The organism is Massilia haematophila, assembly GCF_042647645.1.
Lineage (GTDB): Bacteria > Pseudomonadota > Gammaproteobacteria > Burkholderiales > Burkholderiaceae_D > Telluria > Telluria haematophila.
In genome coordinates this window covers 4,392,016-4,418,123 of sequence record NZ_JBHRVV010000001.1, presented here as the reverse complement: position 1 = coordinate 4,418,123, position 26,108 = coordinate 4,392,016, and the positions used below count along the sequence as shown (strand labels likewise).

22 protein-coding genes are annotated in these 26,108 nt (G+C 68.6%); 15 read left to right on the top strand and 7 right to left on the bottom strand.

The window, feature by feature from the left end; translation table 11 throughout:
- Positions 1-38: 38 nt before the first annotated feature.
- Entirely contained in the window at positions 39-548 is a 510-nt protein-coding gene (locus tag ACFOPH_RS19580; RefSeq protein ID WP_312551253.1) for a DUF4142 domain-containing protein, read from the bottom strand.
- A gap of 195 nt (positions 549-743) precedes the next feature.
- Between ACFOPH_RS19580 and ACFOPH_RS19575 the strand changes: the two genes are divergently transcribed.
- From ACFOPH_RS19575 to ACFOPH_RS19565, 3 genes are all read left to right on the top strand, one after another.
- Positions 744-2,471 carry a carbamoyltransferase family protein gene (locus tag ACFOPH_RS19575; protein ID WP_379737003.1) on the top strand — a complete coding sequence of 576 codons (1,728 nt, stop codon included), beginning with the start codon at positions 744-746 and terminating at the stop codon, positions 2,469-2,471.
- Entirely contained in the window at positions 2,468-3,847 is a 1,380-nt protein-coding gene (locus ACFOPH_RS19570; RefSeq protein WP_379737002.1) for a N,N-dimethylformamidase beta subunit family domain-containing protein, read from the top strand. Before ACFOPH_RS19575 ends, ACFOPH_RS19570 begins: the two co-directional genes overlap by 4 nt.
- 82 nt (positions 3,848-3,929) lie before the next feature.
- Positions 3,930-5,021, top strand: coding sequence for a glycosyltransferase family 9 protein (locus ACFOPH_RS19565; protein WP_379737001.1), 1,092 nt, complete (start codon positions 3,930-3,932; stop codon positions 5,019-5,021).
- 119 nt (positions 5,022-5,140) lie between these two features.
- On the opposite strand, the gene ACFOPH_RS19560 is transcribed toward ACFOPH_RS19565, so the two are convergent.
- From ACFOPH_RS19560 to ACFOPH_RS19550, 3 genes are all read right to left on the bottom strand, one after another.
- A complete protein-coding gene (locus tag ACFOPH_RS19560; protein ID WP_379737000.1) occupies positions 5,141-6,223 on the bottom strand; it encodes a glycosyltransferase family 9 protein in 1,083 nt (360 codons plus the stop codon).
- Between the two features lie 160 nt (positions 6,224-6,383).
- Positions 6,384-7,292 (bottom strand): glycosyltransferase, encoded by a 909-nt coding sequence (locus ACFOPH_RS19555; protein WP_379736999.1) that lies wholly within the window; start codon positions 7,290-7,292, stop codon positions 6,384-6,386.
- Positions 7,289-7,909, bottom strand: coding sequence for a DUF4254 domain-containing protein (locus tag ACFOPH_RS19550; RefSeq protein WP_379736998.1), 621 nt, complete (start codon positions 7,907-7,909; stop codon positions 7,289-7,291). The genes ACFOPH_RS19555 and ACFOPH_RS19550 overlap by 4 nt, the downstream gene beginning before the upstream one ends.
- 154 nt (positions 7,910-8,063) lie before the next feature.
- Between ACFOPH_RS19550 and ACFOPH_RS19545 the strand changes: the two genes are divergently transcribed.
- Together ACFOPH_RS19545 and ACFOPH_RS19540 are read left to right on the top strand one after the other, a co-directional pair.
- Positions 8,064-9,848, top strand: coding sequence for a glycoside hydrolase family 2 protein (locus ACFOPH_RS19545; protein ID WP_379736997.1), 1,785 nt, complete (start codon positions 8,064-8,066; stop codon positions 9,846-9,848).
- Positions 9,849-10,006: 158 nt separating this feature from the next.
- Positions 10,007-10,837, top strand: a complete 831-nt coding sequence (locus tag ACFOPH_RS19540) for an AraC family transcriptional regulator (protein ID WP_379736996.1) — start codon at positions 10,007-10,009, stop codon at positions 10,835-10,837.
- A gap of 119 nt (positions 10,838-10,956) precedes the next feature.
- On the opposite strand, the gene ACFOPH_RS19535 is transcribed toward ACFOPH_RS19540, so the two are convergent.
- Entirely contained in the window at positions 10,957-12,147 is a 1,191-nt protein-coding gene (locus tag ACFOPH_RS19535; protein WP_312547419.1) for an MFS transporter, read from the bottom strand.
- Between the two features lie 583 nt (positions 12,148-12,730).
- Between ACFOPH_RS19535 and ACFOPH_RS19530 the strand changes: the two genes are divergently transcribed.
- Positions 12,731-13,765, top strand: coding sequence for a lysozyme inhibitor LprI family protein (locus ACFOPH_RS19530; RefSeq protein ID WP_379736995.1), 1,035 nt, complete (start codon positions 12,731-12,733; stop codon positions 13,763-13,765).
- A 103-nt stretch (positions 13,766-13,868) separates the two neighbouring features.
- Here the strand turns inward: ACFOPH_RS19530 and ACFOPH_RS19525 are convergent, their stop codons facing one another.
- Both ACFOPH_RS19525 and ACFOPH_RS19520 read right to left on the bottom strand, forming a co-directional pair.
- A complete protein-coding gene (locus ACFOPH_RS19525; RefSeq protein ID WP_379736994.1) occupies positions 13,869-15,830 on the bottom strand; it encodes a UvrD-helicase domain-containing protein in 1,962 nt (653 codons plus the stop codon).
- Between the two features lie 2 nt (positions 15,831-15,832).
- Positions 15,833-17,617 (bottom strand): DEAD/DEAH box helicase, encoded by a 1,785-nt coding sequence (locus tag ACFOPH_RS19520; RefSeq protein ID WP_312547416.1) that lies wholly within the window; start codon positions 17,615-17,617, stop codon positions 15,833-15,835.
- 146 nt (positions 17,618-17,763) lie between these two features.
- Between ACFOPH_RS19520 and ACFOPH_RS19515 the strand changes: the two genes are divergently transcribed.
- From ACFOPH_RS19515 to mnhG, 9 genes are all read left to right on the top strand, one after another.
- Complete coding sequence (locus ACFOPH_RS19515) at positions 17,764-18,312, top strand: glutathione peroxidase (RefSeq protein ID WP_312547415.1); 549 nt, start codon at positions 17,764-17,766, stop codon at positions 18,310-18,312.
- Between the two features lie 97 nt (positions 18,313-18,409).
- Positions 18,410-18,769 (top strand): DUF1428 domain-containing protein, encoded by a 360-nt coding sequence (locus tag ACFOPH_RS19510; RefSeq protein WP_312547413.1) that lies wholly within the window; start codon positions 18,410-18,412, stop codon positions 18,767-18,769.
- Between the two features lie 267 nt (positions 18,770-19,036).
- A complete protein-coding gene (locus tag ACFOPH_RS19505; protein ID WP_379736993.1) occupies positions 19,037-19,930 on the top strand; it encodes a universal stress protein in 894 nt (297 codons plus the stop codon).
- 51 nt (positions 19,931-19,981) lie between these two features.
- On the top strand, positions 19,982-22,882 hold the full coding sequence (locus tag ACFOPH_RS19500; protein ID WP_379736992.1) for a monovalent cation/H+ antiporter subunit A: 2,901 nt from the start codon (positions 19,982-19,984) through the stop codon (positions 22,880-22,882).
- Complete coding sequence (locus tag ACFOPH_RS19495; RefSeq protein WP_312547409.1) at positions 22,882-23,226, top strand: Na+/H+ antiporter subunit C; 345 nt, start codon at positions 22,882-22,884, stop codon at positions 23,224-23,226. Before ACFOPH_RS19500 ends, ACFOPH_RS19495 begins: the two co-directional genes overlap by 1 nt.
- Positions 23,223-24,884, top strand: a complete 1,662-nt coding sequence (locus ACFOPH_RS19490) for a monovalent cation/H+ antiporter subunit D (RefSeq protein ID WP_379736991.1) — start codon at positions 23,223-23,225, stop codon at positions 24,882-24,884. Before ACFOPH_RS19495 ends, ACFOPH_RS19490 begins: the two co-directional genes overlap by 4 nt.
- Positions 24,881-25,399, top strand: a complete 519-nt coding sequence (locus tag ACFOPH_RS19485; protein ID WP_312547407.1) for a Na+/H+ antiporter subunit E — start codon at positions 24,881-24,883, stop codon at positions 25,397-25,399. Before ACFOPH_RS19490 ends, ACFOPH_RS19485 begins: the two co-directional genes overlap by 4 nt.
- Entirely contained in the window at positions 25,383-25,661 is a 279-nt protein-coding gene (locus tag ACFOPH_RS19480; RefSeq protein ID WP_379736990.1) for a K+/H+ antiporter subunit F, read from the top strand. Before ACFOPH_RS19485 ends, ACFOPH_RS19480 begins: the two co-directional genes overlap by 17 nt.
- Complete coding sequence (gene mnhG, locus ACFOPH_RS19475; protein ID WP_379736989.1) at positions 25,658-26,059, top strand: monovalent cation/H(+) antiporter subunit G; 402 nt, start codon at positions 25,658-25,660, stop codon at positions 26,057-26,059. Before ACFOPH_RS19480 ends, mnhG begins: the two co-directional genes overlap by 4 nt.
- Positions 26,060-26,108 lie beyond the last annotated feature (49 nt).

Sequence of the window (26,108 nt, the reverse complement as noted above, 5' to 3'; positions counted from 1 at the left end):
ATCATACCGCGAGCGCCGCGCGCGTGCCTGCGCCTCCTTCAGGACTGCGCCAGTTTCTTGCCGAGCTCGTGCGCCATCTTGAGGTGCTCGGCCAGGGTCTCGCCCATCGTCGTCGCCAGCGTGCGGATGTCGGGATCGGGCTCTTCGCCCGCGTAGTGGCGGAAGACCTTGATGTCGCGCTCGTGGGCGTCGATGTTGTACTGGATCCAGCGCTGCTCGAAATCCCGTCCCGACAGGCTCGACAATTCTTCGACCGTCATTTCCTGCTCGGGCCGCAAATCCTGCGGCGCGCCCAGGCCCTTGCGCCGGGCAAGCTGCTCGATGTCGCGGCCCATGCGGCCATGCTCGTCGACCATCGCCTGGGCAAAGGTCTTGACCTCGTCGTTGCCGGATTTTTCGATCGCCAGTTCGCAGACCTGGATTTCCGCCAGTGCATCCTGCATCGCTTGCAGCAGGAATTGCGTGCCGCCGCCCGCGCGGCCGTCCGGCGATGGCCCCTCGCCCTGCGGCGTCGGCTGGCCGGCCCCGGCCGGATTCGCTTGCGCCATGATGTCCTCGCTTGCCAGTGTCAACCAAACCCTAAGACCGCGGCGGCGGCGCCAGGTTTCATGCGCAGGCAAATGCGCAGACCCGCGCACGCGCGAAAAACCGTACCGAACTAATGGCAGCTCATCGTGCTCAAAGTAGGGCTGGATCGCCCCATCGCTACAAAACAGCACCCTACAAAAATACAGGAGAAGACGATGAACGATGCCTCCGCCCCTGCTTTCCTCGGCCCGGCCGTGCTCGGCCCAGTCGTGCTCGGCATTAACCGTACCCAGGACGCCAGCATCTGCCTGATGCACGGCTCCCAGCTGGCATGGGCGATTCAAAAGGAAAGGCTCACCCGCCACAAGCACCACTGGGGCAAGCCCGGCGACCTGCGCCAGCACTATCGTCCCGCCCTGCCCGGCCTCGAGCGCCCGGTCGAGGTGCTGGTCGAGTGCTACTCGTCGGATGCCGAGATCGCGGCCCTGGCCAGCTACGAGGCCGAGCTGGCGGACACCCTGGTGCTGGCGCCGGACTGCCGCCGCGCGCGCATCTCGCACCACCTGGCTCACCTGTACAGCGTCTTCCACCCGTCGCCGTTTCGCGAAGCGGCAGTCATGGTCGTCGACGGCCAGGGCAGTCCGGTGGCGGACTTCACCGAACACTGGGATGGCGCGGCCGGCGTGCCGGGCGACTGGCGCGAAGTGTCCTCGTTCTACGTCGCCAACCGCGAACGCGTGACCTGCATCGGCAAGCAGCTGTGGGACCGTGATGACACCCGGCTCGTCGGCCTGGGCATGTTCTATTTCCTGCTGACGCAGGCACTCTTTCCCGGCGAAGGCAACGAGGGCAAGGTGATGGGCCTGGCGCCGCATGGCGACGCGCGCGTGCTGGCGCTGCCGCCGCTCGAGGTCGACGGTTACCGGGTAGCGATTCCGCCGGCCTGGCGTGCGCTGCTGGCCGAGCGCGGGCGCTTCCGCTACGGCGCGCCCGAGGCGCGCTTTTCCGACTGCGCCAACCTGGCCGCGGCCGGCCAGCGCGCCTTCGAGGATGCGCTGCTGGCGGTGGCGCGCTGGCTGCATGCGGCCACCGGCATGGATGCGCTGTGCTTCGCCGGCGGCACCGCGCTGAACTGCTCGGCCAACGAGCGCCTGCTGCGCGAGACGCCGTTCCGGCGCGTCTTCATCCCGCCAGCGCCGAGCGACGCCGGCACCGCGCTCGGCTGCGCGGTGTACGGCTTGACCGAACTGGCGGGCCAGGGCTGCGACTTCCGCTGGAGCCACGACTATCTCGGCCCGGCGCCCTTGCCCGCCGCCATCGACGAGGCGGTGACGCAGGCCGTGGCCGATGCCGCCGACCTAGTGGTCGAGCGCCCGAACGGCCGCGACGCGCTGTGCGCGCGCATGCTCGACCTGCTGTGCGCGCGCAAGGTGGTCGCGCTGTACCAGGGGCGCAGCGAATTCGGACCGCGCGCGCTGGGGCACCGCAGCATCCTGGGCGACCCGCGGCGCGGCTACGTGCGCGACTGGATCAACGCGCGCGTCAAGGAAAGGGAGTGGTTCCGCCCACTGGCGCCGGTGGTGCTGGAAGAACACGCCCACGACTACTTCGACGTGCCCGGCGCCTCGCCCTTCATGCAGTTCGCGGCGCCCGTGCGGCCGGAACGCGCCCGCACCGTGCCGGCGATCACCCATGTGGACGGCACCGCCCGCCTGCAAACCGTGGGCACGGACGGCGACCCGCTGCTGCGCGCGCTCCTGTCCGGCTTTGCCGAGCGCACCGGCGTGCCGGTGCTGCTGAACACCTCGTTCAACGGCAGGGACGAACCGATCGTCGAAACCCCGGCCCAGGCGCTCGCCACCTTCCGTCGCTTGCCGCTGCATGCGCTGGCGATGCCGCCCTACCTGGTGCGCAAGCGCGTCGAACCGGAGCTGCCGGAATGATCCGCGCATATCCGGCGCGCGCCAGCGTGCAGCCGGGCGAGCGGCTGGTGCTGCACGTGGCCACCGACAGCCGCCGCTTTCGTGTCCATTTTTATCTGTGGCGCGACGGCTTCCAGGCCATGCACAGTTCCGCCTGGCTGCCGGGCGAGCGCGCGCCCGAACGCGGCGCCGGCGACGACTGGCGCTGGCCCGCCTACGAATTCCCGGTGCCGGCGCACTGGCCCACGGCGGTCTACATCGCCCACCTGGAGGAAGCCCGGGGCAGGCAGGGGCCGTCGCTGGCGCTGCAGTCCGGCGCGGCGCTGTTCGTGGTGCGCGCAGCACCCAAGACGCATGGTCATCGGCGCGGGCGCGGCATGCTCTATAAATTGCCGCTGGCCACCTACCACGCCTACAACCACAGCGGCGGCGGCTGCTACTACGACAAACCGCCGCGCTCGAGCGACCCGCCCGGCGCCCGGGTGTCGCTACAGCGCCCCGGCGGCGGCATCGGCGGGCCGACCTGGGGCGCGCCCGACCATTACGACGCGGCCTCGGCGCGCCAGACCTTTGCCCATTGGGACGCGCGCTTCATCCGCTGGCTCGCGCGCCAGGGCTATGCGCCCGACTTTTGCACCGACCTCGACATCCACGACGATCCGGAGCTGCCGCTGCGCTACCGGCTGCTGGTGTCGGTCGGCCACGACGAATACTGGACCGCGCCGACGCGCGACGCCGTCGAGGATTTCGTCGCGGGCGGCGGCAACGTCGCCTTTTTTGCCGCCAACCTGTGCTGGTGGCGCGTGCACCTGGTCGAGCAAGGCACGGCCCTGGTCTGCCACCAGGGCAGCGCGCGCGGCGCTTTCGACCACTGGTGGCCCGCCAGCGGCGCGGGAAGGCCCGAGGAAGGCCTCAGCGGCGCCAGCTACCGCCACGGCGGCGGCTGGTGGGACGGCGCACGCCAGACGACCGGCTTCGTCGTTCAGCAGCCCGAGCACTGGGTGTTCGCCGGCACCGGCTTGCGGCGCGGCGAAGCTTTTGGAGCGGATACCTGGCCGCCGCTGGCGGGCTACGAATGCGACGGTGCGCTGCTCGACGCCTTCGACCGCGACAGCGGCCAGGCCACGCTGTCGGCCTGGGCCGACGAGTGCGGCACGCCGGACAGCTACCAGCTGCTGGCGGCCTGCCCGCTCGACCGGCGCTGGCAGGAACTACCACCGCGCGAGCGCCACCTCGCCGGCGAAGGCGTGCACGCGGCCACCATGGGCGTGTACGAACGCGGCGGCACCGTCTTCTCGGCCGGCACGACCGACTGGGCGCAAGTGCTCGCCGACGGGCGCGACCGCCGGGTCGAGCGCATCACCCGCAACGTGCTCGACCGGCTGCTAAGGCACTAGGAAGCAGGGCACTAGGAGGCAGATTCGACAGGCGCCGGCAGCCCGCTTTCGATGTGGCGGGCGCACAAAACCCTGAGCAGCAATGCCGTGGCGAAGCACAATCGACCTGATGGAGGAAACCGTGTACCACCGTCCGCTTCTACACCGGCTCGACATCGAATCCGTCGTGGTCTTCCGTGCCCTGCAGCTGGGCGACATGCTGTGCGCCGTGCCGGCCCTGCGCGCGTTGCGCACGGCACTCCCCAAGGCCCGCATCACCCTGGCGGGACTGCCCTGGGCCAGCCAGTTCGCCAGGCGCTTTCGCAGCTACATCGACGACTTCGTCGCCTTTCCCGGCCACCCGCTGTTGCCGGAGCAACCGGTGCGGCAGGCGCAACTGGCGCCCTTCTATGCCGACATGTGCGCGCGCAAGTTCACGCTGGCGCTGCAACTGCACGGCAATGGCGGGATCACCAACGAGATCGTCGCCGGGTTCGGCGCCTACGCGATGGCCGGGCACTGCCAGGGCGAACCGGTCGCCAGCGAGCGCACGGTACTGTTTCCCTACCCCGAGGTCGGCGCCGAATCGGGCCGCCTGCTCGGCCTGGTCGAGCGCCTCGGCGCCAGCGCGGTGGGAGATTATCTCGAATTCCCGCTCGCCCACGAAGACCGGCAGGAACTGGAAGCAAGCGGCGTCGCCGCCAGCCTCAAGCCCGGCAACTATATCTGCGTGCATCCCGGCGCGCGCACGCGCGACAAATGCTGGCCGCCGCGCAAGTTCGCCGAGGTGGCGGACCACCTGGCGGCCGAGTTCGGCGTCGACGTGGTCCTGACCGGTTCCGCCGACGAAGCGGGCCTGGCCGCCGAGGTGGCGGAGCACATGCAGGCGCGCGCGATCAACGCGGCGGCACCGATCTCGATCGGCGCCATGGCCGCGCTCATGAAGCATGCCCGCCTGCTGGTCTGCAACGATACCGGCGTCTCGCACGTCGCTGCCGGCCTGCGCGTGAAAAGCGTGGTCATCTTCAGCAAGGCCGACATCGCACGCTGGGCGCCGCTCGACCGCGACAACCACCGCTGCATCTGGGACCCGGATGCCCAGCGTTCGACCGCCGTGCTCCAGCACGCGCGCGCCCTGCTGGCCGGCACCGATCCCAGCCGGCAACGCACGGCGGGGCTGTGGCCGTACTGGTAGCGGCGCGCTTCCGGCCCGCCCGGATCGCGAGCCTTGAAGGCGCCTGCGCTGGCCTCCAGGTGCGCCGCACCTTCCCAGGCAGCCTGCACGCCAGCGATGACGATTCGCCATGCGCTGCTTTATGACGCATCGCGCAGCGCCGCCATGGCCAGCTCGATCACCTCATCGGCCGGCACGTCGGCGACGAAGCTGGCGTCGTGCGCGCAGCGGCTGCGCAGGTTCGGCATGCCGCAGACCGGGCAGTCGACCCGCAGCGCCAACGCCACACGCAGCAGCCCCTGGCGCAGCGGCGCGCCGTCGATCAGGTTAGTCAGCCAGAACACGCCGACGCAGGGCCGGCCCAGCGCCAGCGCCAGGTGCAGCGGCCCGGTGTCGTTCGACACCACGAGCGCGGCGCGCGCCAGCAGTCCGCACAAACCGCCCAGGCCTAGCCGGCCGGACAGGTCGAGCGCCGGCTCCGCCATCGCGGCCAGCAGCTCGCCTGCCAGCGACGCCTCGTCAACGCTGCCGTTGACGACGACGCGGGCGCCAAGGCGCGCCAGCGCATCGCCGACCAGGGCGAAACTGCGTGCCGGCCAGCGGCGGCGCGGATCGGTCGAGCCCGGCTGCAGCACGACGAGACGCTCGCCCGGCTCCGGCGCCAGCACGGCCGCCGCGGCATGGCGATCGGCCTCGGTCAGCGCCAGCTCGTTCCCGAGCGCGTCCCCGAACGAGAAGGTATTCGCTCCGGCCAGTGCGGCGACCTCGAGCAGGGCGAGGCGGCGATTCGCCGGTTCCGCGTAGCGCACCCAGCGTTCGAGCGCGGGCGCGCCCTCGGCACGCGCACCGACGGCCAGGCGCGCGCCGAACGCCGCGACCAGGGGGTTCGCATATCTGCCACCGCCATACATCTGGCAGGCGATGTCGAACTTCTCGGCACGCATCGCGCCGACAAAATCCGCGATCGCCTGGCCGGGCGCGTCGGCCGGCAGTCCGATGCCGGGCAGCGGCGGCACCACCACCACGCGGTCGACCGGCCCGGGCCGTCCGGCGAGGAAGGCGGCATGCCAGTCGCGCCCCAACAGCACCAGTTCGGCCTCGGGATAGGCGGCGCGCAGCGCATGCAGCGCCGGCAGGGCGAAGACGAAGTCGCCCACCGCATTCGGCCGCAGGACGGCGATCTTGCGCACCCCGGGCAAGCTGGCGTAACGGCCTGGCGTCATCGCAGGCATTATTCGAGGTGTGCGCCGAGGCGTGCGCCGACGCGTGCGCCGATGCGTGCGTCAACGCATGCGCACGGCTTTCCGTTCCACCAGCCTGCCGCGGCGGGCGCAGCCTGTCGCAGGCCAGGCCTCCGGGCAGCGGAGCAAGGGATAGACAGGCTCATCGGTGCCCCTCTCCGTTTCCGTCCATGGCGTGCGTGTCGCGCACCGCCGCGGCATCGCGCTCGCCGTGCACATCGCTCGCCGGCCCGAGCAGGAAATGCGGCAGGAAGTAGGGCGCGTCCACCTCGCGCCTGTCGACCGTGGTCGGCAGCTCCATGTGGTAGGCACCCGAGGGCAGGATGCCGCAGCCGCCGTAGCGCTCCATCACGCGCAGCTGGGCCAGCACGTCCTCGCCGCAATGCGCCTCCGGCAGCTGGCGCCAGAACTCGAAGCCGCCCGCCGCGCGCAGCTTGGCGGTATCGAACAGCACGCAGCCGCCGATCCAGGCCACGCGGTACAGGCGCGTGCGTCCATCCCGCAGGCGCGACTGCACGTGGAACAGGTTGGCTGCGCTGTGCAGGTGGTGCCGCGCCCACGCCGGCGTGCCCGGCCGTACCGTCTCGGGTTCGACCCGCCCGTCCCAGAAGTCGACCTGCTCCTGCGCGGGGCGCAGCTGGCCCAGGTAGCTCAGGCCGTGCACCGCGCTGCCGACGAAGCCGCAGCCCTGCTCGACGAGCGCCGCATGCAGCCGCGCGACGAGGTCCGGTTCGACGATGACGTCGTCGTCAAGGAACAGGCACCAGGGAGCGCGCGCCTGCGCCAGCAGGAAGGCGCGCTGCTCGGCCATGCCGCGCCGCGGCAGGTGGCGGCCAATGTCGACGTCGACGCCGCGCGCACGCAGGTAGCGCAGCACCGCCCGCACCTCCGGCGCTTCGCAGGCCGCAGCCGCTTCGGACTGGTCGGAGACGACGATGCGCAGCCGCGGCCCGCTCGATGCCGCGAGCGCGCCGAGGGCGACGGCCAGCGCCGCCGGCCGGTCGCAGGTGGGCAGCAGCACGTCGACGACGGCCTCGTGCGCCGCGCTCATGGGGCGGACCGTCCGGTGCCCTGCTGCTGGCCGTACAGGTAGGGATTGAGCGCCGGGTCGTTGTACATCTTGTACTGGCGGTAGACCTTGAAATAGGCGCGCCCGGCACGCGCTTCCACCAGCAGGCGCTCGAGGCAGCCGCCGAGGTCGGCGCGCTGCTGCCGCAGGCGCTGCAGGCGGGCGGCGCAGGCCTGCACGTGGGCGCTGCCGGCGTCGTCGCGCCGGGTCTGGGCATCCATGTGGTGGATCTTCAGCGCGAGGATCGACAGGCGGTCGATCATGGCGCCGGCGGTTTCGCTCGACAGCCAGGCGTCGGCCGCCGGCGCCACCGCGGCCAGCGCCGCCAGGATCGCTTCGTCGATGGCCTCGACGGCGTCGTTGCGCTGCTGGTTGTAGCGGTCGATGTGGCGCTTGTTGGCGGCGATGTCGGTGGCGGGGACGTCGCGCCGGCGGGCCTTGTCTTCTTCTCGCCACAGCAGGACATTAAATTCGTGGTTCGCCGCGATCGCGGGCCAGGCGCCGTCCACCGCGACAGGGACCCCGCGTCCTTCGGCGGACAGGCGCAAGATAGCGTCATGATATTCGATGATCGAGGGTACATCGAGCCTGTGTGCCATCGCCGCCTCCGTCGTGTCTCCGTCGTGCGAGCCCTTGCTCGGCTCATCATTGGAGACTGAGGGGGACTTGAAAGTTCTGCGGCGTTGGAGTGTACTTTAAGCGAGCGCAAACCAAGATGCAGTCCCCTTCCCCCTCCATGGTCGTACCCCTATCATGCGCACTTTCGAAGACCCCCGTGCCCATCATCCGCGCCCGCAGATGGTGCGCCAGCAGTGGGCAAGTCTCGACGGCTGGTGGGAGTTCGCTTTCGACGACGCCAACGCCGGCATGGCCGAGCGCTGGTTCGACGGACGCGCACTGCCCCAGCGGATCCTGACGCCCTTCCCCTACCAATCGAACGCTTCCGGCATCGGCAGCCGCGACATCCACGAGGTCATGTGGTACAGCCGCAGCTTCGAGGTGCCCGACGGCTGGGACTACGGCTCCCTGCTGCTGCACTTCGGCGCGGTCGACTACCGCGCCGACGTCTGGGTCAACGGCCGCGTCGCCGGCCGCAACCGCGGCGGCCACGTACCGTTCTCGTTCGACATCGCGCCCTACCTGAAAAGCGGCGCCAACCGCATCACGGTGCGCGCCGAGGACCGCCAGGATCCCTACCAGCCGCGCGGCAAGCAGTCGTCCTCGGGCACGCCGGTACGGATCTACTACTACTGCACCAGCGGCATCTGGCAGAACGTCTGGCTGGAGCCGGTGCCGGCGCTGCGCATCGACCACCTGCGCATCACCGAATCCCATCCGGACGGCAGGCTGGCGCTGACGGTGCACCTGCACGGCCCGGCCAGCGATTGGGAGGCCGAGCTCGACGTACTGGACGGGCTCGATTCCGAGACCGTCTGCGTCCAGGCGCGCGCCGGCAGCCGCGGCGCCAGCCTGACGCTGTGCGCCCAGGTGCCCGACCCGCAGGCCTGGTCTCCAAGCGCGCCGCACCTGTACAAGCTGCGCGTACGCCTGCTGCACCGCGGCCAGCCGATCGACAGCGTCGAGGCCTATACCGGCCTGCGCTCGATCGAACTGAAGGACGGATTCTTCCACCTGAACGGCAAGCGCACCTTCCTCCTGATGGCGCTCGACCAGGGTTACTGGCCCGACACCCTGCTCGCCGCGCCCTCGGACGAGGCGCTGCGCGCGGACGTCGAATGGGCCAGGCGCTTCGGCTTCAACGGCGTGCGCAAGCACCAGAAGATCGAGCACGAGCGCTGGCTCTACTGGTGCGACGTGCTGGGCCTGATGGTGTGGGAAGAGATGCCGAACGCGCGCTCCTGGTCCGAGGAGTCGGAAGAGCGGCTCGAGCTCGAGTGGCTGCGCGCCGTCGTGCGCGACGCCAACCACCCCTCGATCGTGGCCTGGGTGCCGGTGGTCGAGAGCTTCGGCTTCCCCGAACTGACGCGCCACCCGCACCAGCACGATTTCCTGGAGCGGATGGTGGCGCGCACGCGGCTGGTGGATCCAACCCGCCCGGTAATCGACAACGACGGCTGGCAGCACACCGACGTCACCGACATCTGCACCATCCACGATTACTCGCACCCGGTCGAGAAGCTGCTGGAGCGCTACGCCAGCACCCTGCTCACCGGGCTGCCGCCGGACACCGGGTGGCACAAGGCGCGCGAGCTGTTCCTGGCCGGCGCCCAGTACCGCGGCCAGCCGATCGTGTTCTCCGAAGTCGGCGGCTACCTGCTGGTGCCGGAAGGGCCGGAACGGCGCCGCGACCGCCTGTACGACCACTACGGCAACGTGCGCAACGAGGACGAGCTGGCGCAGCGCTACCGCACGCTGATGCAGGGCCTGGCCTCGCTGCCCTTCCTGGCCGGGCTGTGCTACACCCAGCTGACCGACGTCGAGCACGAGCAGAACGGCCTGCTCACGACGGCACGCGTGCCGCGCCTGCCGCCGGAACAGGTGGCCGACCTGCACCGCGCCCTGTGGCCGGATTCCTGAGCACCTGGCAGCGCGTCGTCAAAAAACGCGAATCCGTCGCGCTGCCGCAGCAATATTCGGGCGGCAGCACACCTTTTTGTACACAAAACACACGATTCGCTTCTCAAAACTTTACAGATCGTCCAGAATAGACCAGCAAAATCGTCAAATTGGAGCTTATGGACAAGATCTCCTCGCTGGTCGGCCGCTATTCCTTTCGCGCACAAGTATTTTTCAATGGCGTCTTCTGCGACGCCAACGCCTTTCCCCAGGATGACATCTCCGGACAACTGCACCTGGTGCGCTCCGGGCCGGCGATCTTCCGGCGCGACGGCGCCGCGCCGCTGCGCGTGGACGAACCGGCCATGGTGTTCTACCCGCGCGGCAGCGCCCACACGCTGGAAGTCCCGGACGGCGCCAGCGCCACCCTGCTGTGCGCCCACATCCGCTTCGAGGACGGCGGCGCCAATCCGCTGGCGCGCGCCCTGCCCGAATGCCTGTACCAGCCGCTGGCCGGCATGGACGCGCTGCGCCAGACGCTCGACCTGCTGTTCACGGAAGCCGCCAGCCCGAACCAGGGACGCGACGTGATCCTCGACCGCCTGTGCGACGTGCTAATGATCCAGATGCTGCGCCGCGAATTCGAGCAGGGAGAACTGTCGGTGGGGTTGCTCGCCGGCCTGGCCGACCGCCAGCTGTCGCTGGCCCTGGCCGCGATCCACGAGCGGCCGCAGGAACCCTGGCAGCTGGAGTCGCTGGCGCGCCTGGCCTGCATGTCGCGCGCCCGATTCACCGAGCACTTCCGCAACGTGGTGGGCATGCCGCCCGGCGAATACCTGACCCGCTGGCGCATCGGGCTGGCGCAGAACCTGCTGCGCAAGGGCTTGCCGGTGAAGGTGGTCAGTGCCGAGGCCGGCTATACGAGCGCGCCCGCATTCACGCGGGCGTTCACGACGATGGTGGGGGTGTCGCCACGGCAGTGGCTGAAAGAAGCGGCGCCGGTCGAGTGACCGGCTGATAGTTAATGAGCGTCCAGCAGGGACCTCAGGGCAAGACGCAGCGTCGAAGACAGTACGCTAGTACGGCGAGACGATGCAACGCTGCCATGAGGTCCCTGTTGGGCGCGAAATTATTTCAGCAGCTTGGTGCGGCTCGCAACGAGGGCGATCACGATCGACAGGATGCCGACGTAGCCGATGGCCATCTGCATGCCGACGTGGCTGGCGATGGCGCCGATCACCGGCGGACCCATCAGGGTGCCGCTGTAGGCCATGCTGGCCACGCCTGCCAAGGCGATCGGGCCCTGGGCGCCGGCGGCGCTGAACACGAACGGGAACAGCAGCGACAGGCCCAGGCCGGCGATTGCGAAGCCACCCAGGGCGGCGTGGGCGCTCGGCGCCAGCACCGCGAAGAACAGGCCCATGGCCGAGACGACGGCGCCGATGGTCACCAGGCGCTGGGCGCCGAAGCGGATCTTCAGCTTGTCGCCGACCAGGCGCGACAGCAGCATCATGACCGAGAAGCAGGACAGGGCCAGCGGCGCCAGGCCGTCGGTGGCGTTGAAGTGCTCTTTCAGGAACACGCCGCTCCAGTCGGCGATCGAGCCTTCCGACATCGAGCCCAGGAAGCCCAGCAGGCCCAGCAGTGCCAGCGGACCGCGCGGCAGTGCGAACTTCTTCTTCTCGACCTTTTCGACGTCGTCCGAGATGTCCAGGACCTGCGAAGCCGCCCACAGGATCGCGGCCAGGGGACCGGCCACCATCATGAAGTGAATCGCCGGGGCGACTTTCATGCCGGCCATGACGCTACCCAGGGTGGCGCCGGCCAGGCCGCCGGCGCAGGCCAGGCCGTGCAGCATCGACATTTCCGACTTGCCGGTGGTCTTCTCGCGCTTGCTCGCGGCGGCGTTCATGGCGACGTCATAGGTGCTGGCGGTAATGCCGAGCATCAGCACGGCGACCATCACGGCCGGGACGGTCGGGGCGATGCCGATCGAGACCAGCACGGCCAGCAGGGCCAGGCCCGAGTACAGCATGGTCTTGCGGGCGCCGAAACGGCCCATCAGGAAGGACGAGACCGGGAACGACAGCAGGGCGCCGATACCGCCGCACAGCAGCACCATCGACAGGGACGAATGCGAAATGTTCAGGCGCGCGGCCATGGCCGGGATGCGGCCGGCCCACGAACCCATGATCACGCCGAACAGGGTGAACATCACCGGCAGCGAGAGTTGTTGTACTTGCGCGAAAACTTTGCTGCGGCGCGAGACGGCGACAGTGGCGGTGATCGGAGCGGTAACAGCTGGAACAGTGTTTTGCATTTGGTATGAATCGATTTGTAAGAGCCTGTCTTAGCAGGTGTTTCCTAAGAGTTCGTTCTGGCCAGAAAAGTTTCCGTCCGGAAGAAATATTTTTTACCGCTCTGCCGTTCGTAACTGACTGCTAACGGCAGTAGAAAAAACAAACGCCAACCGAAAAATAAGTTGGCGTCAGGAAGCTGATGGAAGGCAATTTTACGCATCTCTACGTGCTTTTTCATTTTCCACGCGGAAAAAATTTATGCACGTTGCGTCGCGTTCACAGTCGAAAAATTAACTGTTAGCAAGGCTACACAAGGTGTTTCTTCCCTTGCATGCAGACAATCTATTTTTTAGGAAATAGGTGTAAAAGACTGTTACGGACGCTTGCACAAGGCGCGACACAATGCTTGTTTGCGCAGGCAAATCCAGGCCGAATCCGCTTGGCGACAGCATGGTTTGCTGCACGGCAGCAGATGCGCTGGCAGCGTCGTCGACCTTGACCGTTTGAAGCGCCGAGCCAGCTCCACTTGCGCCACGTCACCACCTTGTCTCTGCGCTCGCGGTAGCGTTAAAGCTTCCGAACGGAAACTTTTAGGAGAACGCGATGCCCCATGCGATCCGGCCCTTGCTGCTGGCGCTGCTCCTGGCCGCGGAGGCGGCCGCCGCGGCGCCCTATCCCAACGTCTACGGCGCGCCGCCTGAAGTGCTGCGCTCGACCGACTGGTACCGCCAGTGCCTGCGCGTGCGCGACGCGCAGCTGCCGCGCCAGCACCAGCCGGCGCCTGCCGAATCCGAACGCTGCGATGCGTCCGCGCTCTACTACGACACGCTCCACCTGCCGCAGGCCAGCGATGCCGACTGGCGCCGGGTGCGCGAATGCGCGGTGCGTACGCATGCTTCCGGCGTGTTGATGATGCTGTACGCGAACGGGGCCGGCATGACGCCGAATTTTGATCTGGCCACGAAATACGCCTGCAGCATCCAGAGCCCGGTCAACGAGATGAAAAGCCGCGTGCAGCACCTGCGGCGCCGCGCCAGCGGCGAGGACCGCGCCCAGGTCGACGTCTGCGACGACGTCGTCAGCGCCGAGATGCGCGGCCAGTGCGGCGCGATCCGCGAGCGCCAGCGCGACAAGTCGCGCAGCGGCGAACTGGCGGCGCTCACCCGCGACTGGAGCGCCAAGGAGCAACTGGGGCTGGAGATGGCGAGCAAGGCCGCGCATTATTTTGCCCAGCACCGCGTCGACTACGAGACCGATACCGGCAGCCCGGCCGCGCGCTCGCTGCAGATCGACTCCCAGGCGGCCGAACTCGACAGCTTTGTCGCCGACGTGCTCGACTTCGAGGCGGGGCGTGTGCCGCGCCATTCGGAAGCGGAATTCGCCAGCCTGGAACACAAGATGGACGCCGTCTACCGCCGCTTCATGGCGACCCGCCCGGCAAGCCATTCCTACCTGGGCGCGATCCGCAAGACCGGGGTCGAGAAAACCCAGCGCGCCTGGCTCGCCTACCGCGACGCAATGGAGCTGTTCGGCTCGATCCGCTACCCGCAGGTGCCCGGTTCCGGCTGGCGCGCCCTGCTCACCGCGCGCCGCATCAAGCAGCTGACGGAACTCGATAACGCCGCCGCAGGGCGGTAGGGTGGACGGCTCCACCGATGAACCCAGTGAGCCCGCGGCGTGAACGCCGCCCACGCGTTCAATGCACGCCGGCACCGACGCGCACTTCGCCCCTGCGCGTAGTTCATGCGGCGAGGCGGAACAGCGCCTCGGCACCCGGCGGCAACTCCCCCGTGCTCAACATCACCAGCCGGTGACTCGCGCGCGTCATCGCCATGTAGAGCTTGCGCGCATCGGCCTCGCGCTCCTCGCCGCCCTCGAACAGCAAATTGTCCATCCCGAGCAGGAACACCACCGCCCCTTCCAGCCCGGTCGCCGTTTCCAGGTTGGCCAGGCGCAGGTAGTCCGGGCCGTAGCCGTCGGGCGGGGTCTTCTTGTCCTTGTTCAGCCACCAGACGCGGCGCATGCCGAAGGCGCGGCACAGGCGCTTGTACAGCAGCAGCTTGGGCGTGTCGCCGCCATAGATGACGAGAAAACTCGACAGCGGCAGCGCGTGGCGTTCGGCCAGCGCCACGATCTCGTTCACCGCGCGGTCGACCGCGTCCTGGGGCGAGGCGACGCGCAGCAGGATCGGCGCGGCGCCCGCTTCCATGCCGGCGAAATCGGGCTCCAGGTAATGCTCGGGGTCGGCCTGCACCGTGCGCGCCAGCAGCGTACCGGCCGTGTGCAGGATCGCCTGCGTGGTGCGGTAGGAGCGGCGCAGCTTCTTGGTGCGCCCGGTCACGTCCAGCCCGGCATTGCGCCAGCTGAGACGGCTCTTCATGAAGCCCTGGTTCGGGTCGGCGCACAGGAACAGCCTTCCCTGCGCACGCAGCGCCAGCTTCACCGTGTGGAACCACGAAGGCGCGAAGAACTGGGCCTCGTCGACCAGGATGTGCTCGTAGCGCTCGAGCATCGCGTGCTCCGGCGCACGGCAGATCTCGGTCGCTACCGCGCTCCACATGCGCAGGCCCTCGTCGCGCAGTGCGGCCGTCACCGCCTCGAACAGTTCCCAGACCTCGAAACGCTCCTTCGCCCGCAAGGCGAAGCCGCGGCCGGCGCGGCTGGTGTCCATGTATTCGCGCGCGCTGGCGACCAGCATCTCGTTGAGGAAGTCGAATTCCTCGATCAGCTGGGCTTCGCTCAGTTTCAGTTCCGGCCAGCGCGCGCGCAGCTTGCGCACTAGCGCCGGCAGCCAGGCCGGGTCGGCCGGCATCGACAGCGGCATGCGGTACAGGCGGCGCCACTGGCGGTGCGCCCAGCTCGCATAGGTCGTGATCTCGAGATTGGCCGGCAGGCTGCCGCGCGCGCGGTGCAGGCGTTCGCGGATATCGGCCACGATCGGCGTGTTGTGGATCAGGATCAGCACGCGCTCGCGCGGATACAGCCCGGCCAGCAGCAGCGCGCGGCTCAGCGCGATCAGGGTCTTGCCGCTGCCGGCGACGCCGTTCACCAGGCGCACCGCGAAGTCGTGCGCCGTCTGCGCCTGCTCCTCCGGTAACGCAGTGTCCACGTCAAGGTCGAGTTTCGATGCCCACTCCTGCTGGGCGTCGAGGAACAGCCCCGGCAGGCTGGCCGCGTTGTCGCGCCTGAAGCGACGCCGCGCCACCGCCAGCGGAATCGCCGACTCGGGAAAGAAGCGCGTGCGCAGTGCATCCGCTTCTTCGGAGGCGATGGGACGCTGCAGCGCCGCCAGGCCGGGTGCGCCGCGTTCCAGGAAGCGCTCGCGCGAGAGCAGGCGCAGCATCGACTGCTCGCCGAGCTGGCGCGCCAGCGCCAGCGCCTCGTCCTCGCTGCAGGCCCACAGCAGCACCAATAAGGGCAGGCCTGGCGGCAGCACGGCGCGCCAGGCCGCCAGCCGCGCCTCGAAGGCGGCGCGCGCCTCGCTCGCGAACAACTGGCCGGCGTCGAGCGCGTCGAACGGGGTGTCGACCAGGGCCAAGGCGAGCCAGCCGCGCTCGCCGTGTTCGACGAAGAGCTCGGGCGCCTCCAGATGCTCGCCCAAGGGTTTGCGGACCACGGTCGCCTCGTCCAGCGCGTTCAGTACGCGCTTGAGCTGCAACTGGCGGCCGGACGCGCGCGTCCATTCGGGAATGAACAGGGCCATCGCTACAGCTCGATGCGCTGGGCCTGGGCCAGCAGGCTGCGGTACAGGGCGAGCCAGTCGGCCAGCACCGGGTCGAGGGCGCGGAAATCGGGCGGCAGTTCCGGGCCGAGGATGACCAGCTTGGTCATGGCGCGCGTGACCGACACGTTCAGGCGCTCGGGCTGAAAGAAGAAGCCGGCGATCGCCGCCAGGAAGCGCAGGTTGCCGGTGGCGAGCGAGAGGATCACCAGCTCGCGCTCCTGGCCCTGCATGCGCTCGACGGTGTCGGCGACGATCTCGCGCCCCGTGTGCCAGCCCAGGCGTTCGGCCAGGGCCCGGCGCACCGTCCTGCCGTGCGCGCGAAACGGAGTGACGATGCCGATCTCGCGCGGCGCCAGGCCGCCGGCAATGGCGGCTGCGCACAGCGAGGCCACCAGTTGCGCTTCATGCGGGTTACGGCTGCGCGCGCTCGGGTCGCGCGTGGGGATGTAGACGGCGCTGGCCGGCGCGCGCAGCACCGCGTCGAACGGGTCGGCGTCGAGGCGATCCTTCAGCACCAGCTTGCGCTCGCGGTTCGGCCCGGCCGGGCGCAGGCGGCCGCCATAGAAGGATTTGCTCGGCCATGCAGCCAGCTCCCGGTTCAGGCGGTAGGTATCGGTCAGCATCACGCTGTCGACGTTGTGCAGGGTGAGCTTGGCGAAGATCGAGCCGGGAATATCCTCCAGAATCGAGCGCGCCAGCAGCACCGGCGGCAACTGCTTCTGGTCGCCGATGAAGACGAAGCGCGCGCCGCGCCGCATCGCCATCAGGGCCAGCGGCAGGGTCACCTGGCTGGCCTCGTCGAAGACGACGGTGTCGAACTCGCAATTCTCGAGCCGGTAGGTGCAGGTGGCAAACGGGGTGGCGCCGACCACGTAGCCTTCCTCGGGCCGGCCGTGCCATTCGCCGAAACTGTCGGCCACGGTGACGCCGTCCAGGCCGAGCGCCTGGGTGGCGCGGCCGATCTTTGCCACCTTCACGCCTTGCGCCGCGATCTTGTTCAGCGCATTGTTTATCGCCATGTGGGTATGCGACGTCACCAGCACGCGCTCGCCGCGTTCGACCAGCAATCGCGCCGCCAGCGCCAGCACGCGCGTTTTACCCGTGCCGGGCGGACCCTGGATGCAGGCCACCTGCTCGGCCGCGACGATCTTGCCGACCGCCTCGGCCTGGGCCGGGTTCAGGCCCGCGGCCAGGGCCAGGCTTTCCGCTTCCTCGAAGTCGCGCGGATCGAAGCCGTCGTTGATGCGCCCATCGAGGAGCGGCATCAGGTAGCGGTGCGCGCGCGACGGCGGGATAGTCTGGCCGATATCGTCCAGGACCTCGTCGTAGTACCTGGACAGGTCGTAGTCGTCGGGGTCGGCATAGCAGGGCGCGCCCTGCGCCGCCTTGACCACGGCGCCGGCATGGCGCACGCGCAGCAGCCAGCGTTCCTCGTCCTCGGCCTCGAACGCGGCTTCGCGCGCCAGCATCGACGTGAGCGGCGAGCCGCAGTGCAGGCAGACCAGGTCGCCCTCGCGAAAGCGCGATTCGCCGTCGTCGACATAGGCCCACAGCGTGCCCTGCTCGGGTCCCGCTTCCAGCTTCAGGAAGCGTTGGCTCAGGCCTTTGCCGAGGCGGTCGGCCAGCGGCTGGCGCCAGACCTCGAACAGCTTTTCCTGGGCCGCCTCGCGCTCGGCCTGCACGAACGCACGCAGGCCGTCGAGCAGGCGCGCATGGCGGCGTGCGCGGTCGAGTGCTGCGGCGGCTTTGTCGGGAGGCTGGTGCATGGTCAACGTTTGTCTGAAGCAAGGCTTATAAGACGGCGGCCCGGCGCCGTCAAGCGGCAGCGGGTAGCGCGCACGGCACGGCAGCGCCAGCGTGGTTTTTCGGCACGATGTAGGATGTCGTTTTTGCCAACCCGGGAGCCAGACCCATGAGCGCCAACCTGTACGACATCCCCCTGCGCCGCCTCGAAGGCCAAAGCGCCTCGCTGAACGACTACCGCGGCAAGGTCATGTTGATCGTCAACGTCGCCTCGCAATGCGGACTGACGCCGCAATACGCCGGCCTGGAAAAGCTGTTCGAGCACTACGAGGAGCGCGGCCTGGTCGTGCTGGGCTTCCCCTGCAACGACTTCGGCGCCCAGGAGCCGGGCAGCGAGACCGAGATCGCGGATTTCTGCCAGCGCAACTACGGCGTGCGCTTCCCGATGTTCGAGAAGGTCGAGGTCAACCGCGAGGCACGCCACCCGCTGTACCGCGAACTGGTGCAGGCCCAGCCGCAGGCGCGCCAGGCCGAGGGCAGCCAGTTCGCCGACAAGCTGGCCCAGCACGGTTTGACGCCGAAGAACCCGTCCGACGTGATGTGGAACTTCGAGAAATTCCTGGTCGACCGCGAGGGCAAGGTGATCGCCCGCTTCGCGCCGGACGTGAAGCCGGACGATCCGGCGCTGGTCGCGGCGATCGAGGCGGCGCTGGGCTGAATCACGCCGGTTCGACGCCGGTCATGCCGGAAGCCGGCGGCAGGATTTTTTGCTCTTCGATGAAGTCTGAACAATTCCCTCATCCAAGGAGAAGCACATGGCCTACGTCGATGGTTTCGTCATTCCCGTTCCCAAAAACAAGCTCGACGCCTACCTGGCCATGGCCAGGACGGCCGCCGCCATCTGGCGCGAGCACGGCGCGACCGAGTTCCGCGAATGCGTCGCGGACGACGTCCAGCCCGGCAAACTGACCTCCTTTCCGCAGAGCGTGAACCTGGAAGATGGCGAGGTGGTCGTCTTTTCCTGGATCGTCTATCCCTCGCGCGCAGTGCGCGACGCCGCCAACGACAAGGTCATGAAGGATCCGCGCATGGCCGAGTTCATGAAACCCGAGAACATGCCGTTCGACGGCAAGCGCATGATCTACGGCGGCTTCGACATGAAGGTCGACATGTAGGCTTGCGGTGTTCGCGCCGACCGCCGCGTCCGGGTAAGCGCAAGAGCCCCGGCACGGCGGCTTTCAGCGCGCGCACGCCCCTGCATCAACAATTGTTTTATCTTATCAACAGTTGTTGAAATGTCTAACCTGGCCGTCCCTTTTCTCTTGCTTTTTCCCAGCGAAAACAAGCGGCGCCCGCAAACCTTTCACCTCGCTAACGCGTTGCCGCAATCCATGTAAAAACAGTACAGTGGCGCAGATTTCGACAGTCCTGCGGAGGTTTGCGTGAACGACAGCCTGGATGCTTCACTGCCAAAGAAATTACTGCTCGCCACCGACCTGAGTGCGCGCTGCGACCGTCCGCTCGAGCGCGCCAGGCAGCTCGCGGCGCAGTGGCAGGCCGCGCTCGAGCTGTTGACCGTGCGCGAAGGCCCGCAAGTGCCGGCCGAAGTGGTGCAATGGCTGGCCGGGCCGGAAGCCAGCACCGAGGCCGAGTTCGATGCGCGGCGCGACATCGCCCGCGAATTCGACGGCTGCGGCTTCCCGGTCAGCCTGCATTTCGCCGACGGCGACGTCGCCGAGGCGATCGCGCAGGCGGCCGGGCGCATGGACAGCGACCTGGTGATCGCCGGCGCAGCCCGTGCCAACACCCTGGGCGAAATGTTCCTCGGCTCGACCGTGGAACGGCTCGCGCGCAGCCTGGGGCGTCCGCTGCTGGTGGTGCGCCAGCGCGCCCGCGCGCCCTACCGCCGCATCCTGGTGCCGACCGATTTTTCCGCCGCCGCGCGCCTGGCGCTCGCAACCGCCGCACGGCTGTTTCCCGAGGCCCAGCTGATCGCCTTCCACGCCCACGAAGCGGGACTGGAAGCGCTGGCCGACGCCGCGCCCGCAGGCGGCGTCGGTGGCAACCTGGGCCCACGCGGCGAGCGTTTTCTCGACGCCTGCGGCCTGCCGCCGCAGGCGCGCGCACGCGTCGTCATCGACAGCGCGCCGGGCGCGCCGCAAGCCGCGATCGCCCGTTACGTACGCGAACACGGGGTCGACCTGGCCGTTCTCGGGCTGCATGGACAAGCTGGCATGTTACGATTATTCGTTGGTAGCAAGGGCGAGCAACTGTTGCGTAGCCTGGACTGCGATACCTTATTAGTCTGCACAGAAGCTTCCGATGAAAACACATAACCCCCCCACGTTCCGTAGCATGCGCCCGCCGCGCCAGGCCGGGTGACGCCGATGCTCGAACTCCTGATCCTCCTTCCCTTCATTGGCGCCTTCATCGCCGGCTGCATGCCGGACGGCTCGCGCAACCGCCCGTTCGCCGCCGCAGCCACCGCCACCGCGCTGGCGCTGGCGCTGGCAATCTCCCGTTTCGGCGACGTCGCCGCCCACGAAGTCCTGCGCACCGACTACGAATGGCTGCCGGCCTTCGGCCTGGACCTGGTGCTGCGCATGGACGGCCTGGCCTGGGTATTCACCATCATGGTGCTCGGCATCGGCCTGCTGGTGCTGCTCTACGCACGCTACTACATGTCGCCGCGCGACCCGGTGGCGCGCTTCTTCGCCTACATGCTCACCTTCATGGGCGCGATGCTGGGCGTGGTCCTGTCGGGCAACCTGATCCAGCTGGTGGTGTTCTGGGAACTGACCAGCCTGGCTTCCTTCCTCCTGATCGGCTACTGGCAGAGCCGCAACGATGCACGGCGCGGCGCGCGCATGGCCTTCACGGTCACCACCACCGGCGGCCTGTGCCTGCTGGCGGGCGCCCTGGTGCTCGGCCACATCGTCGGCAGCTACGACCTCGATGCGGTCCTGTCCGCGGGCGAACGCATCCGCGCCCACGACCTGTACCTGACGGCGCTGGTGCTGGTGGTGCTGGGCGCGCTGACCAAGAGCGCGCAGTTCCCCTTCCACTTCTGGCTGCCGCACGCGATGGCCGCGCCGACCCCGGTGTCGGCCTACCTGCACTCGGCCACCATGGTCAAGGCCGGCGTGTTCCTGCTGATCCGCCTGTGGCCGGCCCTGTCCGGCACCGAAGCCTGGACCTGGCTGGTGGGCGGCGCCGGCGTCTGCACCCTGCTGATCGGTTCCTTCTTCGCCATCTTCCAGCACGACATGAAGGGACTGCTGGCCTACTCGACCATCAGCCACCTCGGCCTGATCACGGTCCTGATGAGCATCGGCACGCCGCTGTCGGTGGTGGCGGCGGTGTTCCACACCATGAACCACGCGATCTTCAAGGCTTCGCTGTTCATGGCGGTCGGCATCATCGACCACGAGACCGGCACGCGCGACATGCGCCTGCTGCGCGGGCTGCGGCGGGCCATGCCCTATACGGCCGCGCTGGCGATCGTCGCCAGCGCGGCGATGGCCGGCGTGCCGCTGCTGAACGGCTTCCTGTCCAAGGAAATGTTCTTCGCCGAGACCACCCTGGTCGGCGGCACCGAGGACTGGTGGATGTCGTATGCCGCGGTGGCGATGGGGGTCTTCAGCGTCGCCTATTCGATGCGCTTCATCAGCGTCTTCTTCGGGCCGCTGGCCACCGACCTGCCGCACCACCCGCACGAGCCGCCGCGCTGGATGCGCTTCCCGGTCGAATGCCTGGTGGTGCTGTGCATCGCGGTCGGCATCTTGCCCGACCTCGTGGTCGGCGACGTGCTGGCCGTCGCCGCGCACTCGGTGCTGGGGCCGAACATGCCCGAGTACGACCTCGGCATCTGGCACGGCTTCAACCTGCCGCTGGCGATGAGCATCGTCGCCCTGCTCGGCGGCCTGCTGTTCTACATCGTACTGCGGCGCAGCTTCGCCCTGGCCGAGCGCGACCGGGTCCCGGTGCTGCACCGCTTCAAGGGCGCCCAGGCCTACGAAAACACCCTGCTGGCCCTGTACGGCGCCTCGGCCTGGCTGCTGCGCCGCACCGGCACCCTGCGCCTGCAGCCGCAGCTGCTGGTCCTGATGGCGGCCATGGTGGCCATTCCGCTGCTGCTGGTGCGCCCGCTCCCCAGCTTTTCCATGCCGGGGGTGGCGGACATCGACATCCTGTTCGCCATGTTCTGGCTGATCGGCGCGGCCTGCGCCGTGGGCGCCGCCTGGCAGGCGAAATACCACCGGCTGGTGGCGCTGGTCCTGGCCGGCGGCGTCGGCGTCGTGGTCAGCCTGACCTTCCTGTGGCTGTCGGCGCCGGATCTCGCGCTCACCCAATTGATGGTCGAGACCGTGACCACGGTGCTGATCCTGCTCGGCCTGCGCTGGCTGCCGCCACGCCTGCCGCCGGCCGGGCTGGCGCCGCGCGTGCCGCGCAGTACCTGGCTGCGCCGCGCGCGCGACGGCATCATCGCCGCGGCCGGCGGCCTGGGCCTGGCGGCGGCCACCTATGCGCTGCTCTCGAGCACCCCGCCGAAGACCATCAGCGATTTCTACCTGCTGCGCGCCCTGCCCGAAGGCGGCGGCGCGAACGTGGTGAACGTGCTGCTGGTCGACTTCCGCGGCTTCGACACCATGGGCGAGATCACCGTGCTGTCGGCGGTGGCGCTGACCGTGTATGCGCTGCTGCGCCGTTTCCGTCCCGCGCCCGAGAGCGTGGCCATTCCCGTGCAGCAGGCCAGCGACGTCGACCCCGCCGCGATCCAGGCGCCGGCGGTGCAGGCGCGCAGCGGCTACCTGATGGTGCCGGCGGTCTACCTGCGCTTCCTGCTGCCCTTCATGGGCATGATCGCGGTCTACTTCTTCATGCGCGGCCATAACCTGCCCGGCGGCGGCTTCGTCGCCGGCCTGATCTTCGCCACCGCCCTGATCGTGCAGTACATGGTGGCCGGCACCGACTGGGTCGAGTCGCACCTGCGCCTGCGCCCGCACCGCTGGATCGGCTTCGGGCTGCTGACCGCCTGCCTCACCGGCCTCGGCGCCTGGCTGTTCGGCTACCCCTTCCTGACCAGCCACACCGCGCACCTAGACCTGCCGCTGCTGGGAGAAATCCACGTGCCGAGCGCCTTCGTGTTCGACCTCGGCGTGTTCCTGGTCGTGGTCGGCACCACCATGCTGATCCTGGTGGCGCTGGCGCACCAGTCGCTGCGCAGCCACCGCATGCCGCCGGGTGCCACCCGCCACACCATGCCCCCGACCAAGGAGATTGCCTGATGGAAGTCGTCATTGCCCTGGCCATCGGCATCGTCTTCGGTTCCGGCATCTGGCTGCTGCTGCGTCCGCGCAGCTTCCAGGTGCTGACGGGACTGATGCTGATGTCCTATGCCGTCAACCTGTTTATTTTCATCATGGGCCGCGTCTGGCTCGACAAGCCGCCGTTTACGCCGCCCGGGACCACCCCCGACCCGTCCGCGCTGGCCGATCCGCTGCCGCAGGCGCTGGTGCTGACCGCCATCGTGATCGGCTTCGCCACCACGGCCCTGTACCTGGTGGTGATGATCGGCGCGCGCGGCCTGACCGGTACCGACCACGTCGACGGCGAGGAGCCTGAAGTATGAGTTTGCCGCAACACCTGGTGATCGTGCCGATCCTGCTGCCGCTGATCTGCGGCGCAGTGCTGACGCCGTTTACCCAAGGCCGTCACCGTTTCAAGTTCGCGCTCGGCTATGCCTCGGTGCTGGGCCAGCTCATCACGGCCCTGCTCCTGATGCAGCAGACCGACAGCCAGGCCTGGGCCGGCGGTATCGGGGTCTACCTCGCCGCCAACTGGGCCGCGCCGTTCGGCATCGCGCTCATGGCCGACCGCCTGTCGGCACTGATGCTGCTGCTGACTGCCGTGCTGGCCCTGGCCGCCCTGAACTACGCGATGCAGCGCTGGAGCCGGATCGGCGTGCACTTCCACCCGCTGTTCCAGTTCCTGCTGATGGGGATCAACGGCGCCTTCCTGACGCACGACCTGTTCAACCTGTTCGTGTTCTTCGAGGTCATGCTGGCCGCCTCCTATGGCCTGGTCCTGCACGGCTACAACGCCGAGCGCCTGCGCGCCAGCATGCAGTACATCGCCGTCAACCTGGCCGCCGCCCTGCTGTTCCTGCTCGGCACCGCCCTGATCTACGCCACCACCGGCACCCTGAACATGGCGGATCTCGCCGCACGCATCGGCGCGATGCCGGTCGAAAGCAGCGGCCTGCTGCAGCTCGGGGTAACGGTGCTGGTGCTGGCCTTCCTGGTCAAGGCCGCGATGTGGCCGCTGGGCTTCTGGCTGCCGACCACCTATGCCGCCGCCTCGCCGCCGGTCGCCGCGATGCTGGTGCTGATGACCAAGGTCGGCGCCTACGTCATCCTGCGCCTGTGGCTGCTCCTGTTCTCCGATGGGACGAACGCGGGCTTCGGCTTCGACGCGCTGCTCTGGGGCGGCCTGGCGACCATCGTGTTCGGCGCCGCCGGCATGCTCTCGACCGACAGCGCCGGGCGCATGGCCGGCTACAGCGCCATCATCTCCTCCGGCACCCTGCTGGCGGTGATCGGCTACGGCCAGCCTTCGCTGGTCACGGCGGGCCTGTACTACCTGCTCGGCTCGACCATCGCGGTGGCCGCCTTCCTGCTCCTGGTCGAACTGATCGACCGCATCCGCACCCCGGCCGCGTCGGTGCTGGCGCTGACGATGGAAGCCTGGGCCGTCGACGAGGACGAAGCCGACGATACCCCCGGCGAGCCGCGCGGCAAGGGCGTGCCGGCGGCGATGGCTTTCCTGTCGGTGGCCTTTGCCGCCTGCGCCCTGATGATCGCCGGCCTGCCGCCGCTGTCGGGCTTCGTCGCCAAGTTCAGCATGTTCCATGCGCTGCTCAATCCGGACACCGGCACCGTCGGCGCGGCCGGCTGGACCCTGATGGCGCTGATCATCACTTCCGGCCTGATCACCATCATCTCGATGCTGCGCTTTGGCGTGCGCACCTTCTGGGCCACGCCGGTCGTGACGCCGCCGCGCCTGCACCTGTCGGAAGTGGCGCCGATCACGGCCCTGCTGCTGCTGTCGATGGCGATGACGGTGCAGGCGCGCCCGCTGTTCGATTTCCTGAACCGCGTCAGCGCCGACATCCACCGTCCTGCCGCCTACATCGAGCGCGTGCTGACCGAGCCGGCGCTGCCCGGACCGACCACGAGCACAAGCGCGGGTCCAGGCTTGAGCCCGGGCCCGGCCAAGGAGGCGCCATGAAGCGCTGGCTGCCTCATCCCGTGGTGTCGCTCACGCTGTGCGTGCTGTGGCTGCTGCTGAACCAGACCGCCGACGCGGCCAACCTCCTGCTCGGCGCCCTGCTCGGCATCGTGGTGCCGCTGCTGGTGCGCAACCTGCAGCCGCTGGGCTACCCGCGCATGCGCGCGCCGCTGACCTTCATCCGCCTGATGGGCATGGCCGGCGTCGAGATCGTGCGTTCCTGCTTCAACGTCTCGCGCATCATCCTGTTCGCCGACTACAAGCAGGTCAATTCGCAGTTCATCCGCATTCCGCTGACGATCACCGACCCGTACGGGCTGGCGATGCTGTCCTGCCTGATCAACATGACACCAGGCACGGTCTGGGTCGAGATCCTGCCCGAGCGCTACGAACTCTCCCTGCACGTCTTCGACCTGCACGACGAAGCCTGGTGGATCGAGACCATCAAGACGCGCTATGAACAACCCCTGATCGAGATTTTTGAAACGGAGGCAGCCCGTGGCGACCCTGCTTGAGTTATCCGTCGGCTATGCGCTGGTATGCGTGCTGCTGGCAATGGTGTTTTGCGCCCTGCGCCTGCTGCGCGGCCCCTCGGCCCACGACCGCGCACTGGCGCTCGATACCTTGTGGATGACCGGCATGCTGCTGGCCCTGGTGCTGGGCATCCGCTTCGGCACGCAAGTCTATTTCGAAGTGGCGGTCCTGATCGCGCTGATCGGCTTCGTGTCGACCATCGCGATCGCCAAGTTCCTGATGCGCGGGGAGATCATCGAATGAGCGGCGTCGACGATTTGCCCGGCTGGGCGGCATTGATCGTGTCCCTGCTGCTGATCCTGGGTTCGAGCATCGTCCTGATCGGCGCCCTGGGCCTGCTGCGCCTGCCCACCTTCTACCAGCGCATGCACGGACCGGCGATCACGATCACGCTCGGCGCCGGCTGCCTCTTGATCGCGTCGATGGTGTTTTTCACGGTGGGACAATCGCGGCTCGTGATCCACGAAGTGATCATCTCCGGCTTCCTGTTGATGACGGCGCCGGTGGTGTCGATGCTGATCATGCGCGCCGCCGTCTACCGCGACCTGCGTGCGCGCAAGGCGGAAAGCGGGGCGACCGACGGAGGCGTGTACACGATCGGCGAGGAAGAAGTGAACAGCCCGGCACCGGGCGAGCGCTAGCCCGCCCAGGGTCGTCGCCGCAGGGACGCCGGTCGTGGACGACCGGCGC